At 27.8% G+C, this 15967-nt stretch carries 13 protein-coding genes, 1 riboswitch and 1 other annotated feature; of the genes, 7 read left to right on the top strand and 6 right to left on the bottom strand.

What is annotated here, in order from left to right:
- Positions 1-258 precede the first annotated feature (258 nt).
- The gene (gene murC, locus ACUN06_RS00600) at positions 259-1635 is read left to right on the top strand and encodes a UDP-N-acetylmuramate--L-alanine ligase (RefSeq protein ID WP_291732609.1); all 1377 of its coding nucleotides are present in this window, start codon (positions 259-261) and stop codon (positions 1633-1635) included.
- A 211-nt stretch (positions 1636-1846) separates the two neighbouring features.
- Positions 1847-2665: a purine-nucleoside phosphorylase gene (locus ACUN06_RS00595; RefSeq protein ID WP_291732611.1), complete on the top strand. Its 819-nt coding sequence runs from the start codon at positions 1847-1849 to the stop codon at positions 2663-2665.
- 138 nt (positions 2666-2803) lie between these two features.
- Here ACUN06_RS00595 and ACUN06_RS00590 read toward each other — a convergent pair whose 3' ends face one another.
- Positions 2804-3880 carry a M24 family metallopeptidase gene (locus ACUN06_RS00590; protein WP_291733962.1) on the bottom strand — a complete coding sequence of 359 codons (1077 nt, stop codon included), beginning with the start codon at positions 3878-3880 and terminating at the stop codon, positions 2804-2806.
- A 179-nt stretch (positions 3881-4059) separates the two neighbouring features.
- Here ACUN06_RS00590 and ACUN06_RS00585 point away from each other — a divergent pair, with 179 nt between their 5' ends.
- Entirely contained in the window at positions 4060-4761 is a 702-nt protein-coding gene (locus tag ACUN06_RS00585) for a metallophosphoesterase family protein (protein WP_291733958.1), read from the top strand.
- 146 nt (positions 4762-4907) lie between these two features.
- On the opposite strand, the gene ACUN06_RS00580 is transcribed toward ACUN06_RS00585, so the two are convergent.
- Positions 4908-5540 carry a cytochrome b5 domain-containing protein gene (locus ACUN06_RS00580; RefSeq protein ID WP_412192616.1) on the bottom strand — a complete coding sequence of 211 codons (633 nt, stop codon included), beginning with the start codon at positions 5538-5540 and terminating at the stop codon, positions 4908-4910.
- A gap of 98 nt (positions 5541-5638) precedes the next feature.
- Positions 5639-5874, top strand: a binding site (T-box leader).
- 71 nt (positions 5875-5945) lie between these two features.
- On the opposite strand from ACUN06_RS00580, the gene asnS reads away from it, so the two are divergent.
- Positions 5946-7340, top strand: a complete 1395-nt coding sequence (gene asnS, locus ACUN06_RS00575) for an asparagine--tRNA ligase (protein ID WP_294126309.1) — start codon at positions 5946-5948, stop codon at positions 7338-7340.
- 227 nt (positions 7341-7567) lie between these two features.
- Here asnS and nrdG read toward each other — a convergent pair whose 3' ends face one another.
- The 4 genes from nrdG to nrdD all read right to left on the bottom strand — a co-directional run bounded on the left by nrdG (position 7568) and on the right by nrdD (position 13996).
- Positions 7568-8077: an anaerobic ribonucleoside-triphosphate reductase activating protein gene (nrdG, locus tag ACUN06_RS00570; RefSeq protein ID WP_291733950.1), complete on the bottom strand. Its 510-nt coding sequence runs from the start codon at positions 8075-8077 to the stop codon at positions 7568-7570.
- 23 nt (positions 8078-8100) lie between these two features.
- On the bottom strand, positions 8101-10386 hold the full coding sequence (locus tag ACUN06_RS00565; protein WP_294369152.1) for a hydratase: 2286 nt from the start codon (positions 10384-10386) through the stop codon (positions 8101-8103).
- Positions 10387-10388: 2 nt separating this feature from the next.
- Positions 10389-11558 (bottom strand): homocitrate synthase, encoded by a 1170-nt coding sequence (nifV, locus tag ACUN06_RS00560; RefSeq protein WP_294126306.1) that lies wholly within the window; start codon positions 11556-11558, stop codon positions 10389-10391.
- A gap of 329 nt (positions 11559-11887) precedes the next feature.
- On the bottom strand, positions 11888-13996 hold the full coding sequence (gene nrdD / locus ACUN06_RS00555) for an anaerobic ribonucleoside-triphosphate reductase (protein ID WP_294369154.1): 2109 nt from the start codon (positions 13994-13996) through the stop codon (positions 11888-11890).
- A 233-nt stretch (positions 13997-14229) separates the two neighbouring features.
- Here nrdD and ACUN06_RS00550 point away from each other — a divergent pair, with 233 nt between their 5' ends.
- From ACUN06_RS00550 to ACUN06_RS00540, 3 genes are all read left to right on the top strand, one after another.
- Entirely contained in the window at positions 14230-15075 is an 846-nt protein-coding gene (locus tag ACUN06_RS00550) for a DegV family protein (RefSeq protein WP_331892797.1), read from the top strand.
- 3 nt (positions 15076-15078) lie between these two features.
- Positions 15079-15534, top strand: a complete 456-nt coding sequence (locus tag ACUN06_RS00545) for a PadR family transcriptional regulator (RefSeq protein WP_291733941.1) — start codon at positions 15079-15081, stop codon at positions 15532-15534.
- Between the two features lie 87 nt (positions 15535-15621).
- Complete coding sequence (locus ACUN06_RS00540) at positions 15622-15825, top strand: hypothetical protein (RefSeq protein ID WP_291733939.1); 204 nt, start codon at positions 15622-15624, stop codon at positions 15823-15825.
- 22 nt (positions 15826-15847) lie between these two features.
- Positions 15848-15947: riboswitch (TPP riboswitch) on the top strand.
- Positions 15948-15967: the final 20 nt, after the last annotated feature.

The following is a 15967-nucleotide window of genomic DNA, read 5'->3' as shown; positions in this document are numbered from 1 at the left end:
CAAAAACACAAATTATTTCAACTTCCCCTTATCTAATATTCATATTTTATTCTAAAATCCTTACATTATCAATAGTTTGTTACTTATTTCTTAATTTAAATAACAAAATCCATTCTCTTTTACATTAGTTATTTATTCCTTCAATATAATTTTGTTCTTATTTATAACAAATTATTTTTTATTTTTTGTGTTCAACCTAGCAAATTTGTATATAATTATAAATATATATTATTAACAGAAATTAAAGGGGTTGATATCTTGTCTTTCGATTTAAACACAGATAAAAATAAAAAGGTGCATTTTATTGGAATCGGCGGAGTAAGTATGAGTGGACTTGCTGCTGTCCTATTAACAAAAGGATATAAGGTATCTGGTTCTGATGCAAAGGAATCAGAGGTTTTAAATAAATTAAGAGAAGCTGGAGCTGAAATTTACATAGGTCATAAAAGTGAAAACCTAAAAAATGTTGATTTAGTAGTATATACTGCAGCAATTCCTTCTTCTAACCCTGAAATAATAGAGGCAAAAAATAAAAATATAGAACTTATGGATAGAGCTGAATTCTTAGGTTATATAATGAAAGGACATAAGTATAATGTAGCAGTTGCTGGCACTCATGGTAAAACAACAACAACTTCAATGCTTTCTAATATAACTTTAAGTGCTAACTTAGATCCAACTATTTTAGTAGGTGGAGATGTTGATGCAATTCACGGTAATTTTAAAATTGGAGAAAGTGAATACTTTGTTACAGAAGCCTGCGAATATAAAGCATCATTTTTAAAATTCTTTCCTTATATAGGAATAATCTTAAATATAGATGCAGATCATTTAGATTATTATAGAGATATAAATCATATTGAAGATACTTTTAAAAAATTCTCTGATTTAATTCCTACTAATGGATATTTAATTGGTTGTGCAGAAGATAATAGAGTTCTAGAAGTATTAAATTATGCTAAATGTAATACTATAAGTTATGGTATTACTAAAGGTGATGTTACTGCTTCTAATATTTCTTTTAATAATAAAGGCTGTGCATCATTTACTGTTTGTAAAAACGGTGAACCATTATTTGAAGTTACTTTAAACACAACTGGTAAGCATAATATTTTAAATGCACTTGCTTCAATTTGTACATCATTGGTTTTAAATATTCCTAAAGAAGCAATTATTAAGGGCTTAAATGATTGTAAGGGAGCTCATAAAAGATTTGAATATAAAGGTGAATTTAATGGTGCTACTATAATAGATGATTATGCTCATCATCCTGTTGAAATTAAGGCTACACTTGCTACAGCAAAACTTATTAAACACAATAAAACTTATTGTGTATTCCAACCACATACTTATACTAGAACTAAAACTCTTTTTGATGAATTTACTACATGTTTTGGTTCAGCATATGAATTAATATTAATGGACATTTATGCTGCCCGTGAAAAGGACACTGGATTAGTATCTTCTAATGAACTTGGTGATGCTATAAGAAAAACAGGAATGAACTGTATTAATGTTCATAGTCATGAAGAAGCAGTTAACTACTTATCTTCTAAAGTTGTTCCAGGAGATTTAATCCTTACTGTAGGTGCAGGTGATGTTGTTAAAGTAGGAGAAATGCTTTTAAATAAATAACTAAGTTAGTGACAAGGGGAGTAAGTGGCAAGTGACAAGTTGAGGATGAAATTCCTTGGGGAATTTCTGAGAATATATTTTCTTAAATTCAGCCTAAGCTGAATTTATACCTAAATTATAAACTACTAACCATAAACTACAAACTAATTTCAGCCTAAGCTGAATTTATACCTAATAAATAATACAATATATAAAAAACGAGGTGATTTTAATGGATTTATTAACAAAAATTAAAGCTTCTGCTGATTTTATTTTAAAGCAAAGCAAATATAAACCTGAAATTGGATTAATACTTGGCTCTGGATTAGGATCATTAGCTGATTCTATAGAAAACCCTGAATATTATAACTATAGTGATATCCCAAACTTCCCAACTTCTACTGTAGAAGGTCATGCTGGACGTTTAGTAATAGGTACACTTGGAAATAAACAAGTTATTGCTATGCAAGGAAGATTTCATTATTATGAAGGATATTCATTAGATAAAGTAACTTTTCCTGTAAGAGTAATGAAATTATTAGGTATTTCAAAACTTATAGTAACTAATGCTTGTGGTGCTGTTAATGAAAACTTTAAAGTTGGAGACTTAATGGTAATCACAGATCATATTAATTTTTCTGGTTCAAATCCTTTATTTGGTCATAATTTAGATGAATTTGGTCCTAGATTCCCAGATATGTCACAAGCATATAATTTAGAACTTAGAAATAAAGTTTTAGATGCCGGCAAAGAATTAGGAATTAATTTACAACAAGGAATATATGTAATGTTCTCTGGACCTACATATGAAACTCCTGCTGAAGTTAAGTTTGCTAGAATTATGGGTGGAGATGCTGTTGGTATGTCTACTGTTCCAGAAGTAATTGTTGCAAATCACTGCAATATTAAAACTGTTGGTATTTCTTGCTTAACTAATATGGCTGCTGGTATATTAGATCAGCCATTAAATCATGAAGAGGTTATTGAAACTTCTGCTAAAGTTAAAAATGATTTTATAAAATTAATGAATAGAGTAATTGAAATTATATAAATCAAATAGGGGCTGTCGCACTAAAACTTTTATACACAATATATTGTTTTAAAAAATAAAAATTAATACAATATATTATAGTATTTATTCTTAATGCGACATCCCCCTTTTTCTATACACTTAAAATAAAATTTAAAATTATAATACAGTTATTTCTTTAGTTACAGAATTTAATACTTCACAACCATCTTTAGTTACAAGAACTAAATCTTCAACTCTAACTCCAATATTATCTTTTAAATAAATTCCTGGTTCAACTGAAAATATCATTCCAGCCTTAACTTCATCATCATTTACTGAACTAACATTTCCAAAATCATGAATTTCAATTCCTATACTATGTCCAGTTCTATGAGTGAAATATTGGCCATATCCAGCATCTGTAATTAAATTTCTTGCTGCCTTATCTATATCTGAAAATTTAACGCCTTCTTTTATTATAGAAATTGCCTTTTCATTTGCACTTTTTACTATATTATATACATGGGCATGTTCCTTGCTTGGTTCCTTACCTATAAATACAGTTCTAGTCATATCTGAGCAATAATTTTTATATACTCCTCCAATATCTAAAACTATACTATCACCATTTTTCACTTTATCTTTACCTGTTCCATGATGTGGATCTGCTCCATTAGGGCTTGTTGCAACTATTGGTGGAAATGAAAAACCAGATGCTCCTTCTTCCTCATAAAGTTCTGCTAATAAATTGGCATAATATTTTTCTGAATAACCTTCTTTTAAATTACTCCAAAGCTTTAACATTACTGAATCATTTATTCTTGAAGATTCCTTCATTAATTGAATTTCCTCTTCATCTTTTATCATTCTTAATCTATCAATTATAGGTGAAGAATTTAAAAATGCCTTAACAACATTTCTTCCCATTAAATCTATTAAAAAATGTGATGGTAAATTCTTATCTATCCCTAAAACTTCACCACTTCTTACGATTTTTTCTAACTTATCAATTGGATTTTCAATATCGTCATACCATACTATTTCTATACCCAAATCTTCATGAATTGGGAATAGCTTATTTACAAGGAATTTATGATTTCCATTAATATCTAAGTATAATGCAATTAATCTTTCTCCTGAATGAATCATTTTTCCTGTTAAATAAAAAATTGATTGCGCTGAAGTTACAATTAATTGTGGAATTTTATTTTCTTCCATATGCTTTAAAACATTTTTAAGTCTTGAAGTCTTCATTCTTTGCCTCCATGTTGTATTTTAATCTTTTTATTTTTATCATAACTTAATTTTCTTATATTATCCATAATATTTATAACTTGTATCGTCTTTTTTATGCTTATAGTGATATAATTAATTTATAAAATTAACTTTAATTTTAAACTACACATAAATTTTAAAAATGGAGGCTACTCATAATGAAAATAGCAGTTATGTCAGATATTCATGGAAATATATATGCATTAATGAAAACACTTGAAGATATAGATGAACAAAGGGTTGATAAAATAATATGTCTTGGAGATTTAGTAGGATACGGTCCTCATCCTAATGAAGTTATAGCATTAATAAGAAGAAGAGAAATTCCTTGTATAAGAGGAAATTATGATGCCTCTGTAGTAGATGGTGATTTTACTTTTATTAGAAATACAGCTATTAATTCTTTTGCATTACCTTGGACATGTGAAGAGGTTAGAGTATCTAATAAATACTATCTTGCTTCTCTTCCAACTTCATTAAAATATACCTTTAATGGTATAAATATTCTTTTTACTCATGGAAGTCCAAATGCAATTAATGAATATCTTTTTGAAGATGCTGAAAATACAAAAAAAGTAATGACTGAATACGAAGGTGATGTATTAGTATGTGCTCATACCCATATACCATTTACTAAGAAATTCAATAATAAAACTTTAATCAATGTTGGAAGTGTTGGAAAACCAAAGATAGGTAAGCCTAACCCAACATATACTATTATTGAAATTAAAGACAACGGAGAAATTGTTGTACAAGTTAGATACTTAGAATATGAATATAAAAGAATTATGAAAGATTGTACTATGTTAAACTTTCCAACAGCAATTACATCATCATACGAAACTGGAAAAGAATCTTAATTAGTTTGGAGTTTTTAGTTTGTAGTTAGTAGTTTAGGTGGAAACTCCTCAGGGGTTTTTCTAAATTATATTTTCTAAAATTCAGCAACAGCTGAATTTTTTCCTTAAGTACTAACTCCTAACTACTAACTATTCACTCCTAACTCCTAACCATTCTCAATTTTGCCTACAATCTTTAATTTTTTTAAAATATTTTTTTCACTTTTATGACAACTATTGAAATACTCTGTTAAATCTTTTCCTGCTGTTAATCCATAATGCCTTCCATTAAACCATTGTTTTATTGAAGTAACATCATAAACTCTTCCATTAATAACAACATAAGCTAAAGTGCCATCCTTTCCATCAAATTTAGATATTTCCTCCATAGTATATCTTTTTAATTCATATTCCCTATTATCATCTTGCCTTTTTTTATCACATTTATTATGCTTTTGTTTTGATTTTTCTTTATGCTTTTTGCACTGCTTATCTTCTTTGTCTTTTTCTTCTTTTTTACATTTAATTTGATTTATATTTATATTTTCATTTCCTATTATTTTATTTCCTAAATCCCCTATTTTTTTATCTAAACCATTAACTTTACTTTCTATGCTATCAATTTTCGTTACTTCTTTAATCTTGTTAGATTCCTTATTTAAATATTCACTTATTTCATCAAAAACTTTTTCCATTACCTTAATTATAGTTTCACAATACTCCTTAGGATATGTTTGTAATAAATTCTTTAGTTGATTTATTTCACAATATTTTTGTTCTAAAAAATCCTTTTTATACATGATTTCCTCCTAAAAACCTTCTTTAAATATATATTATGAAATTAAGTTGCAAATGTTAGCAAAGTATTGTAAAATCATATTAATAAAATTTCAAATATTTATTAACTGTGATGAGAAGAGTAACTTTTGAAGATAGTTTTAGCGAGTAAGGGATGGTGTAAGCCTTATACGATATCAATTGTGAAGAACATCTCTGAGTTTCTAACTGAACTTTAAGTAAATATTTATTTGCTTAAATATTAGGCTTAGACGGCTAAATGTCGTTATTAATTTACTAAGTGGCCTTTTTAGGCAATTTGGGTGGTACCACGTAAGTAATCCTTTCGTCCCATATATTTTTGGGAATGAGAGGTTTTTTTATTTTCTATTTTAAATTATTAAACATTTTATTAACAGGAGGTTATTATGGAAAAAGTAGTTTTAGTAAAATCACTTTATAGAAACACATCAGAATATCTATCTAAAGAAGTAGCAATTTCTGGTTGGATAAGAACTCTTAGAGCTTCTAATGCCTTTGGATTTATTGAAGTAAATGATGGGTCTTTCTTTAAAAATATTCAAGTTGTTTTTGATAACAAATTAGAAAACTTTAAATATATTTCAAAGTTACCAATTAGCTCATCAATAAAAGTTATTGGTACTTTAGTTGAAACACCAGAAGCTAAACAACCATTTGAAATTCAAGCAAAAGAAATTATCATTGAAGGAATGTCTGATTCTGATTATCCATTACAAAAGAAAAGACATACTTTTGAATACTTAAGAACAATTGCTCATTTAAGACCAAGAAGTAATGCTTTTTCTGCAGTATTTAGAGTTCGTTCAGTAGCTGCTTATGCTATCCACAAATTCTTCCAAGATCAAGGTTTTGTATATACACATACACCTATCTTAACAGGAAGTGACTGTGAAGGTGCAGGTGAAATGTTCAAAGTTACTACTTTAGACTTTGACAATATTCCAAGAACTGAAGATGGAAAAGTTGATTATAAGGAAGATTTCTTTGGTAAAGAAACTAATCTTACAGTTTCAGGACAATTAAATGGTGAAACCTTTGCTTTAGCATTTAGAAATATTTATACATTTGGACCAACTTTCAGAGCTGAAAATTCAAATACAGCTAGACATGCTGCTGAATTCTGGATGGTTGAACCTGAAATAGCATTTGCTGACTTAGAAGATGATATGGAATTAGCAGAAAATATGTTAAAGTATGTTATTAAATATGTTATGGATGAATGTCCAGAAGAAATGGCATTCTTTAATCAATTTATTGAAAAAGGTTTATTAGATAAATTAAATAACATAGTAACATCAGACTTTGGAAAAATTACTTATACTGAAGCAGTTGAATTATTAAAGAACTGTGGTAAATCATTTGAATATCCAGTTGAATGGGGAATTGACCTTCAAACTGAGCATGAAAGATATTTAACTGAAGAAATATTCAAAAAACCTGTATTTGTTACTGATTATCCAAAGGATATAAAAGCATTTTACATGAGACTTAATGATGATGGAAAGACTGTTGCAGCAACTGATTGCTTAGTTCCTGGAATAGGTGAAATCATTGGTGGTAGCCAAAGAGAAGAAAGACTTGATGTCTTAAAAGCTAGAATGGCTGAATTAGGTCTTAACGAAGAAGATTACTGGTGGTACTTAGAACTTAGAAAATATGGTGAAACTAAGCATGCTGGATTTGGATTAGGCTTTGAAAGATTAATAATGTATATCACTGGTATGTCAAATATCAGAGACGTTATTCCTTTCCCAAGAACAACAGGTCAATCTGATTTCTAATATATAACAAAGTTATGGTATTAGCAGATAAAAATCTGATAACCATAGCTTTTTTCATTTTCATTATAAATATAAATATTAAAATAAATTCTATAATATTTAATTATTTTTTAATATTATGTATAAATAAATTAATAATGGTTAATAATTATAATGTAAATATAAAACCTGTAATATACAGGTTCCCATCCCCCCATTATTAAAAAAAGCGCTTATTGCGCTTTTTTTTATAAATTTAAAACTATAATCTGTCCTAAAGCTAAACTTTTATTTACATCAATTATTCTTTGATTAGATGAACCTCTAAATTTTAATTCTTCTTTTTTATTATTAATTTCAAATTTTCCATCAACTAATACATCTATATTATTTAATAATTCTCTTATATCCTTATTTTCCTTCATCTTATCTAATAATTTTTCAAAAGTATATCCAGTATAACACCATATATTTAAACCTTTATTTTTTAATATTTTTGCCATATATGAAAAACTATGAGCTTGCTCTATAGGATCGCCACCACTAAAAGTTACACCAGTTATCATTGGATTTTCTAATACATCTTTTATCAGTTTATCAATTTCCAAAACTATGCCCTTATCAAAGCTATGTGTCTCTGGATTAAAACAGCCCTTACAATTATGTTTACATCCTTGTGCAAAAAACACTCTTCTTATTCCAGGTCCATTTACAAGACTTTCATACGCTATTCCTGCAAGTCTCACAGTTTTCTTCATATTAAATAACCTCCAAAAGAATTTTACACTTTATAGTAGTTAATTAAACATCCTTTTAATATAATTTTTCTTTCATCATCAGTAAGTTCTCCTAAATTAAATTGAATTTCTTTCATTGATTTATTAACTATATATGCCTTTATAAAATTATTCTTAGTTTTAATTGCCTTTACTATATTAGGTATAAATATATAATCTCCATTTTCAAAACATGGCTCATCTTTATAAATTAAAGGTAACATACCCCAGTTTATTAAATTAGATTGATATCTTTTTGTTGCATATTCTTTAGCAATATTAGCCCATCCACCTAATACCTTTTGACATGAGGCTGCTTGTTCTCTCGCTGATCCATCACCTGGTTTAACTGCATAAATTGTACTACCTATTCCTGTATTTTCATTATTTATATTTGTATATTTCTCATTAATTAAAGTTAATATTGCTTCTAATTCATTCACAGCATCAATTGGTGATTTATTTGATATTCTTGCTTTTTCTGCTTTTTGAATTTCCTTAGCTTTTTTAACATACTGTGGATCCTTACGAGATAATGTAAATTCTGCTAATGCTAATGGATTAGAACGATAAGAAGAAGTTTCTCCTGATGGTATAAGCTCATCTGTTGTAGTAACTGGATCATGAATTACTGAAACAACCTTTAATAATAAATTATCCGTTAAAGCTGACATCTTAGGCCAATCAACAATATTAGGTCCAAATTTAATTTTTACTGATGAATCTGCCTTTCCAACACCATAATAAACACGATTTTTATATATAGATTTATCAAAATAATATTTTGGTTTTGTAAAATTAACATCAACTTCTGTTGCAGGAATTAAATATCCCTTATTAGCTGCAGTTGCTGCAATAGAACGCGCATCCATCAATGCAACCGAAGCAATTTGTCCATTAGTTATCTTAGAACCTTCTCTATTTGGGAAATTTCTTGTTGAATGTCTTATACTTAATCCATTATTAGCTGGAACATCTCCTGCTCCAAAACATGGTCCACAAAATGCAGTACGTACTGTAGCCCCAGTTTCCATTATATCTGCAATTCGTCCATTTTTAACAAGTTCCATAAATATTGGCTGAGATGCAGGATAAACACTTAAAGAAAATTCATCACTTCCTATTGAAGAACCCCTTAAAATATCAGCTGCATCACAAATATTTTCAAATCCTCCACCTGCACATCCAGCAAGTATTCCTTGCTCAACATAAAGCCTTCCATTATGAATTTTATCTCTTAATGTAAATTTAACCTTATTATCTAAACTTATTCCTGCCTTTCTTTCAACATCAGCTAATATTTCACTAAGATTTGAATTTAACTCTTCTATGCTGTAAACATTACTTGGATGAAATGGCATTGCTATCATTGGCTTAATTTTAGATAAATCAACATAAATCATTCCATCATAGTATGCTACACTTCCTGGATTTAATTCTTTATATTCATTAGGTCTTCCATGAATATTATAAAATTCTTTAATTTTATTATCTGTTTTCCATATAGATGATAAACATGTTGTTTCTGTTGTCATAACATCAATGCCAATTCTAAAATCAGAACTTAAATTATCAATTCCATCACCAACAAATTCCATAACTTTATTATTAACATACCCATTTGCAAAAACAGAACCAATTATAGCTAAAGCAATATCTTGAGGTCCAACACCTCTTTGAGGAGAACCTGTTAAATATACTCCTATTATATCTGGCATATTAATATCATAGGTTTTGCCCAATAATTGCTTAACTATTTCAGGTCCACCTTCTCCAATTGCCATAGTTCCTAAAGCACCATAACGAGTATGACTATCAGATCCTAATATCATTTTTCCACATCCAGCCATCATTTCTCTTACAAATTGATGTATTACCGCTTGATGTGGTGGTACATATATTCCACCATATTTCTTTGCACATGAAAGTCCAAACATATGATCATCTTCATTTATAGTTCCACCAACTGCACATAAACTATTATGACAATTAGTTAATGCATATGGTACAGGAAATTCCTTTAATCCTGAAGCCCTTGCTGTTTGAATTATTCCAACAAAAGTAATATCATGAGATGCTAATTTATCAAATTTTATTTGTAGCTTGTCTTTATTTTTTGATACATTATGCTCATTTAAAATATTATAAGCAATTGTATTTTTTCTTGCTTCTTCTTTATTAATACACTTATTTCCTAATTTATTTTTTAAAATTAAATTAATATCATTACAATCTTCTATAATTTCTTTATTATTAATAAGATAAACACCCTTTGAAAATAATTTTATCATCTCTAATTCTCCTTATTATTTTCTTCCTTTAATCGATTATATTCCTTGTAAAGCTTTACTAGCTCTTTATCAAATAAAGTTCTTTTTAATCTAACTGAAGCTGCTCTTACAAGTTCTAAAATTCCCTTTGCTTCTTCATCTGTTAAATTAATATTGTACTCTTTAAATTTATTAATTATCCCAGCTTTTCCTGAATGTTTACCTATTACAATTTGTCTTTGTAATCCCACTACATCTGGATCAAATGCTTCATAATTTTTAGGATTCTTTATTGCTCCATCTGCATGAATCCCAGATTCATGAGCAAACATATTTTCACCAACTATTGCCTTCCATGCTGGTAAAATCCTTCCTGATGCCTGTGCAACATATTGAGAAACCTCTCTAAACATCTTTTTATTTACATCAGCCTTGTAACCATAAAGATATTCTAATGCCATTAATACTTCTTCCAATGCAGCATTTCCAGCCCTTTCACCTAATCCATTTACAGTTACTCCAACATGACTTGCTCCACCTAAAATTCCTGCAATTGCATTTGCTGTCGCCATTCCAAAATCATTATGAGTATGCATTTCTATATTAAAGTTGGTTTTCTTATATATTTCTTCAATATCCTTTCTTAAAGAAAATGGTTCTTTTATTCCTACTGTATCACAATATCTAAATCTATCTGCACCTGCTTTTTTTGCTTCTTCAATAAATTTAATTAAAAATTCTTTATCTGCTCTAGATGCATCTTCTCCATTTACAGACACATATAAACCATTTTTCTTTGCAAACTCAACTGACTTAATCATATTTTCCAACACCCATTCTCTTGATGTTCTTAATTTATGTTTTATATGAATATCAGAAACAGATACTGATATTGCAACTGCATCAACTCCACAATCTATAGATTGTTCAATATCTGAAATGACTGCTCTATTCCAAGCCATTATACTTTTATTATTATTTCTTTTTACAATTTGCTTAATTGCCTTTTTTTCATCTCCTCCCATTGTAGGTATTCCTACTTCTAATTGATCTACCCCAAGATCACTTAGCATATCTGCGATAATAATTTTTTCTTCATTTGCAAAAACAACACCTGCTGTTTGTTCGCCATCTCTAAGGGTTGTATCTACTATATACACTTTTCTATTATCATCATCACATCTAATAGCCATTTTTTTGCCCCCTTTAATTTTTATATAAATACATATAAAAAAAAACACGCATTAAATCCCATTATTTTCTATATTATATTTATTTTTACATTTTATCATATCAACACTTTTTTCTCAATATATACCATTATAAAAATTATTATTTTTTCTAAAAATTGCAAGTATAATATTTATAAATTCATTTTAAAGTTATATAAACCTCATTTTTTTACATCTAACAATCATTTTGCAATTTTTTATTTTTTTCTTTCACATAATAATAAATGCCCTTAAAGTTGCTATCTATAAATTAAAATAACATCATTAAAAGCATTTAATAATTATATTATTTAATAATTATTTTTATAATTTCCAGTATGTGATCTTCTATCTAATCTTTCTTCATATTTTCCTGGCCCAAATCTTTCATCTAAACTTAAATATCCAGTTACCCTAGATATACCTTGAATACTTTTACTATTACATTTTGGACATGAATTTAAATTATTTTCAATACTAGTTCCACATTCTTTACAATATCTAATATGAAAATTAATTCCTATATAACTTATATTAGTTCTTTTATATGCATAATTTATAATTTCCATAATTACTTCTGGAGATGGTGAATCATCTAACTCTATATAAGAAATATGTCCTGCATTACAAAGTTTATGATAAGGTGCTTCTATATCAATTTTATCTTTTATTGATATATTATAATTAACAGGAATATGAAAACTATTAGTATAATATTCTTTATCTGTAACTCCTTTTATAATTCCATATATTTTTTTATCCTTTTTTATAAACTTTCCTGATAATCCTTCTGCTGGTGTTGCATAACAACTCCAATTTAATTGTGTTTCTTCAACTAATTTATCTGTATATTCCCTTATAAATTTAATTATCTTTAGTCCCAAATTTCTTGCTTCATCTGTTTCCCCATTATGTGATCCAATTAATGCATATAGAGTTTCTGCAAGACCTATAAATCCAATTGCCCATGTTCCTTGTTTAAGAATTGGCTCTATAGAATCATCAGGCATTAAATCTTCTGACCCCCTCATCAAACCTTGCCCCGCTACAAAAGGTAAATCTTTAACTTTTAATTTTTTTAAAATACTATATCTATGAAGCAAAGCTTCCTTTGCCAATGTTAATCTATTTTGTAATATTTCAAAAAATTTATTTATATCTTTATTTGCTTCTATACCTATCCTAGGAAGATTAATTGTTATTGGTGCTATATTTCCCCTTCCTTTACATCCTGGTTCTCCATTAACATTTTTCATTAAATAAGTCCGACATCCCATTGTTGCTGGAATATACCCTTTATCATAATATTCCTTATTAAAATCAGCATCTATATTCATAAATGTTGGATTCATTCTCTTTGATGCAACTTCACATGCAATTTTAAATAAATAGTAATAAGGATCATCTTGCTCCCTATTAACTCCTTTTTTAACTCTAAAAATTATATTAGGAAATATAGGTTGTTCACCTTTTCCTAATCCCTTTTCATATTCCCTTAGAAATATTTCACAAATTAATGCTGCATCATTTGAATTTGGTATTCCTAAGTTTACAGATGAAAAAGGCACTTGTGAACCTGCTCTTGAATGCATTGTATTTAAATTATAAACAACCCCTTGCATAGCTTGATGAATTCTACTTCTTAATTTTTTTTCTACTAAATCATCTAACCTTTTTTCTTCTATTCCTAATTCTAATAACTCCTCCCTTATTTCGTTTCTTGTAGGTTCAATAAATTGTGCCATATCATTATCAAAATCAGGATGTGATTGCCCCCCAAACATATCATTTTGAGTTGATTGTAATAATATACATGATAATTCTGCTGCTGTTTCTATTCGTTTAGGTGCTTTTATCGTTCCATAACCAGTATTAAATCCTCTACTTAAAACTTCTCCAGTAGGTATATGCAAACAATTCGTAGTCAAGTTATATGAATCAAGGTCATGAAAATATAATTCTCCTAATTCATGCGCTTTAGCTAAATGCTTGGGCATATTATAAAGATTATGCCACTTATTAGACTCTGATGCTATCCTTAATAATTTAGAACTAAAATTATTTCCAACATTAGCATTATCTCTATCAGTTTCTACTCCTATTTTTTTTATAACTTTCATTAAATCAGATTTTATATCTCTAACCCTAGTTCTTTCTCTTCTATATGCAGAATAAGCTTTTTCAATATTTGTATGTCCACTATCAACTAATGCTTTTTCTACTAAATTTTGTACTTCTTCTACTGATACTTTTTCTTTTTGAGATTCTTCTATATACTTTATTACTCTTTGAATACAAATTAATACTTCACTTTCTTTTAATGACTCTCCAACTTCATTACTTGCTTTTTTTATTGCATTCCTAATTTTATCAGTATTAAATTCAACCTCCCTGCCATCTCTCTTAACTACATATAGCATTTCCCCGCCTCCTATACACAATATATTGTGTATTTTTTTATATACATATACATTTTACCTCTACTCATTTTACTTGTAAATATTTTCCTGGAATTTACTTTAAATTTTCTTATTTTTATCCATATATTTAATCAACATTATCAATATTGATAATATTAACATTATCACTATTGATAATGTTATCTTATATGATATACTAATAATATAATTTAATTAATCGGAGGATTTTTTATATGCAAAAAATTGCTTTAATTACAGATAGCGCATGCGATCTTGATTTAAATACATTAAAAGAAAATAATATTAATTTATTACCACTTAGAATAATTTACTCTAATGCTGAATATAGAGATAGAATAGATATTTCTCCTTCAGAAGTTTATAAAAATTTAGAAAATGAAATTCCTAAAACATCTTTACCTAGTGCTAAAGATACTGAAGAAATTTTAAATAAATTAGAAGAAGAAAGTTATACTCATGTAATTTGTATTTCAATTTCTAGTGGACTTTCAGGAAGTTATAATGCTTTAAGATTAGCTTTAGAAGATCATCCAAACTTAACTTCTTTTGTTTATGACACCAAAATATTAGCTTATCCTCAAGGTGAAATAGTATTAGAAGTTGCAAAGCTTATAAGAGAAGGAAAAAGTTTTAATGAAATAGTTTCTGAAATACCTAATATAAGAAAAAGAATTACTGGTTATTTTACACTTAATACATTAGAATATTTAAAAAAAGGTGGAAGAATTGGAAGACTTGCTGGAACAGTAGGTGAACTTTTAAATTTAAAACCTATAATAACTACAGATGAAAATGGAGTATATTATACTGTTACTAAAGTTAGAGGAAGAAAACAATCTTTATCTAAAATGACAGAATTATTAAAGGGCTACCTAGAAAAATGTAAATGTGAAGTTGCTGTTTTACATGCAGGATGTGAAGAAGAAGCTATTAAATATATGGAAGCTATAAAAAACTTACCAAACATATCATCAATTAAAATTGCAGAAATAAGTCCTGCACTTGGTGTTCATTCTGGTCCTGGATTATTTGGTTTTTCAGTTAAAATGGATAAATAAACTATGAGTGATTTTGATTTTAATAACATAAATGACCTTAAAACTGAGGAAAAAAGATTATATGAAGAATATAAAGCAAAACTTGCAGAAATAAAAAAAGTACAAAAGGAAAAAGAAGCTGTTGGTCAAGTTTTTACAAAAGGTCTATTACCAATTTATGTACTTCATATTTTAAAATCAGGCCCTACAAATGGTAACGAAATTTCCACAAAAATTTCAGAAAGAACAAATGGACTTTGGACTCCTAGCACCGGTGGAATATATCCTTTATTAAAAAAATTAGAAAAAGAAGGATTAGTAATAGGACAATGGAATGATCCTAAAAAAAAATTCCAAAAATTTTATTCACTAACTCCTTTAGGTGAAAAAGAATTTGATAATAGAAAGAGTTTACTAAAACATAAAATTGAAGAATCTTTAATGGTTTTTCAAATTGTATATAAGGATTTATATTTATAAAAATGCACTTAGATATTATTTCTAAGTGTATTTTTATTTAAATTTAAGGGTAAACTAATAAAAATTTATTAGGATGGTGTTAAAATTATGAAAGGTATGATATTAGATTATACAGGTAATGATGCTTTTATCTTATTAGAAGATGATTCTATCATAACCATTCCATTAACTTCATTTGAAACTCTTATACCTTTAGGTACTAATATAAGTTTAACTAATTTATTTAATAAATCTACAAATACAAATTATAAAGCAATCCAAAACATTAATAAAACTGTTGACTTTCTATAATTTTTTACCTAAAATTAGTATATAAAGTTGCTAGGGGTGCCTAATGCTGAGAGATGAATTTTCATCAACCCTTTTAACCTGATCTGGATAATTCCAGCGTAGGGAAGCTATTATAGAATAAAAAAATATATATTCTATTATT

This window comes from Clostridium sp. ETTB3 (assembly GCF_053571985.1).
Note: the sequence above shows the minus strand (reverse complement) of the source record. Positions and strands in the feature narration are given on the sequence as shown.

Bases quoted from the DNA above. Each gene is read 5' to 3' on its own strand.
- ACUN06_RS00595 (WP_291732611.1), top strand. From the start codon at position 1,847: ATGGATTTATTAACAAAAATTAAAGCTTCTGCTGATTTTATTTTAAAG.
- ACUN06_RS00590 (WP_291733962.1), bottom strand. From the start codon at position 3,880: ATGAAGACTTCAAGACTTAAAAATGTTTTAAAGCATATGGAAGAAAAT.
- ACUN06_RS00585 (WP_291733958.1), top strand. From the start codon at position 4,060: ATGAAAATAGCAGTTATGTCAGATATTCATGGAAATATATATGCATTA.
- ACUN06_RS00580 (WP_412192616.1), bottom strand. From the start codon at position 5,540: ATGTATAAAAAGGATTTTTTAGAACAAAAATATTGTGAAATAAATCAA.
- asnS (WP_294126309.1), top strand. From the start codon at position 5,946: ATGGAAAAAGTAGTTTTAGTAAAATCACTTTATAGAAACACATCAGAA.
- nrdG (WP_291733950.1), bottom strand. From the start codon at position 8,077: ATGAAGAAAACTGTGAGACTTGCAGGAATAGCGTATGAAAGTCTTGTA.
- ACUN06_RS00565 (WP_294369152.1), bottom strand. From the start codon at position 10,386: ATGATAAAATTATTTTCAAAGGGTGTTTATCTTATTAATAATAAAGAA.
- nifV (WP_294126306.1), bottom strand. From the start codon at position 11,558: ATGGCTATTAGATGTGATGATGATAATAGAAAAGTGTATATAGTAGAT.
- nrdD (WP_294369154.1), bottom strand. From the start codon at position 13,996: ATGCTATATGTAGTTAAGAGAGATGGCAGGGAGGTTGAATTTAATACT.
- ACUN06_RS00550 (WP_331892797.1), top strand. From the start codon at position 14,230: ATGCAAAAAATTGCTTTAATTACAGATAGCGCATGCGATCTTGATTTA.
- ACUN06_RS00545 (WP_291733941.1), top strand. From the start codon at position 15,079: ATGAGTGATTTTGATTTTAATAACATAAATGACCTTAAAACTGAGGAA.
- ACUN06_RS00540 (WP_291733939.1), top strand. From the start codon at position 15,622: ATGAAAGGTATGATATTAGATTATACAGGTAATGATGCTTTTATCTTA.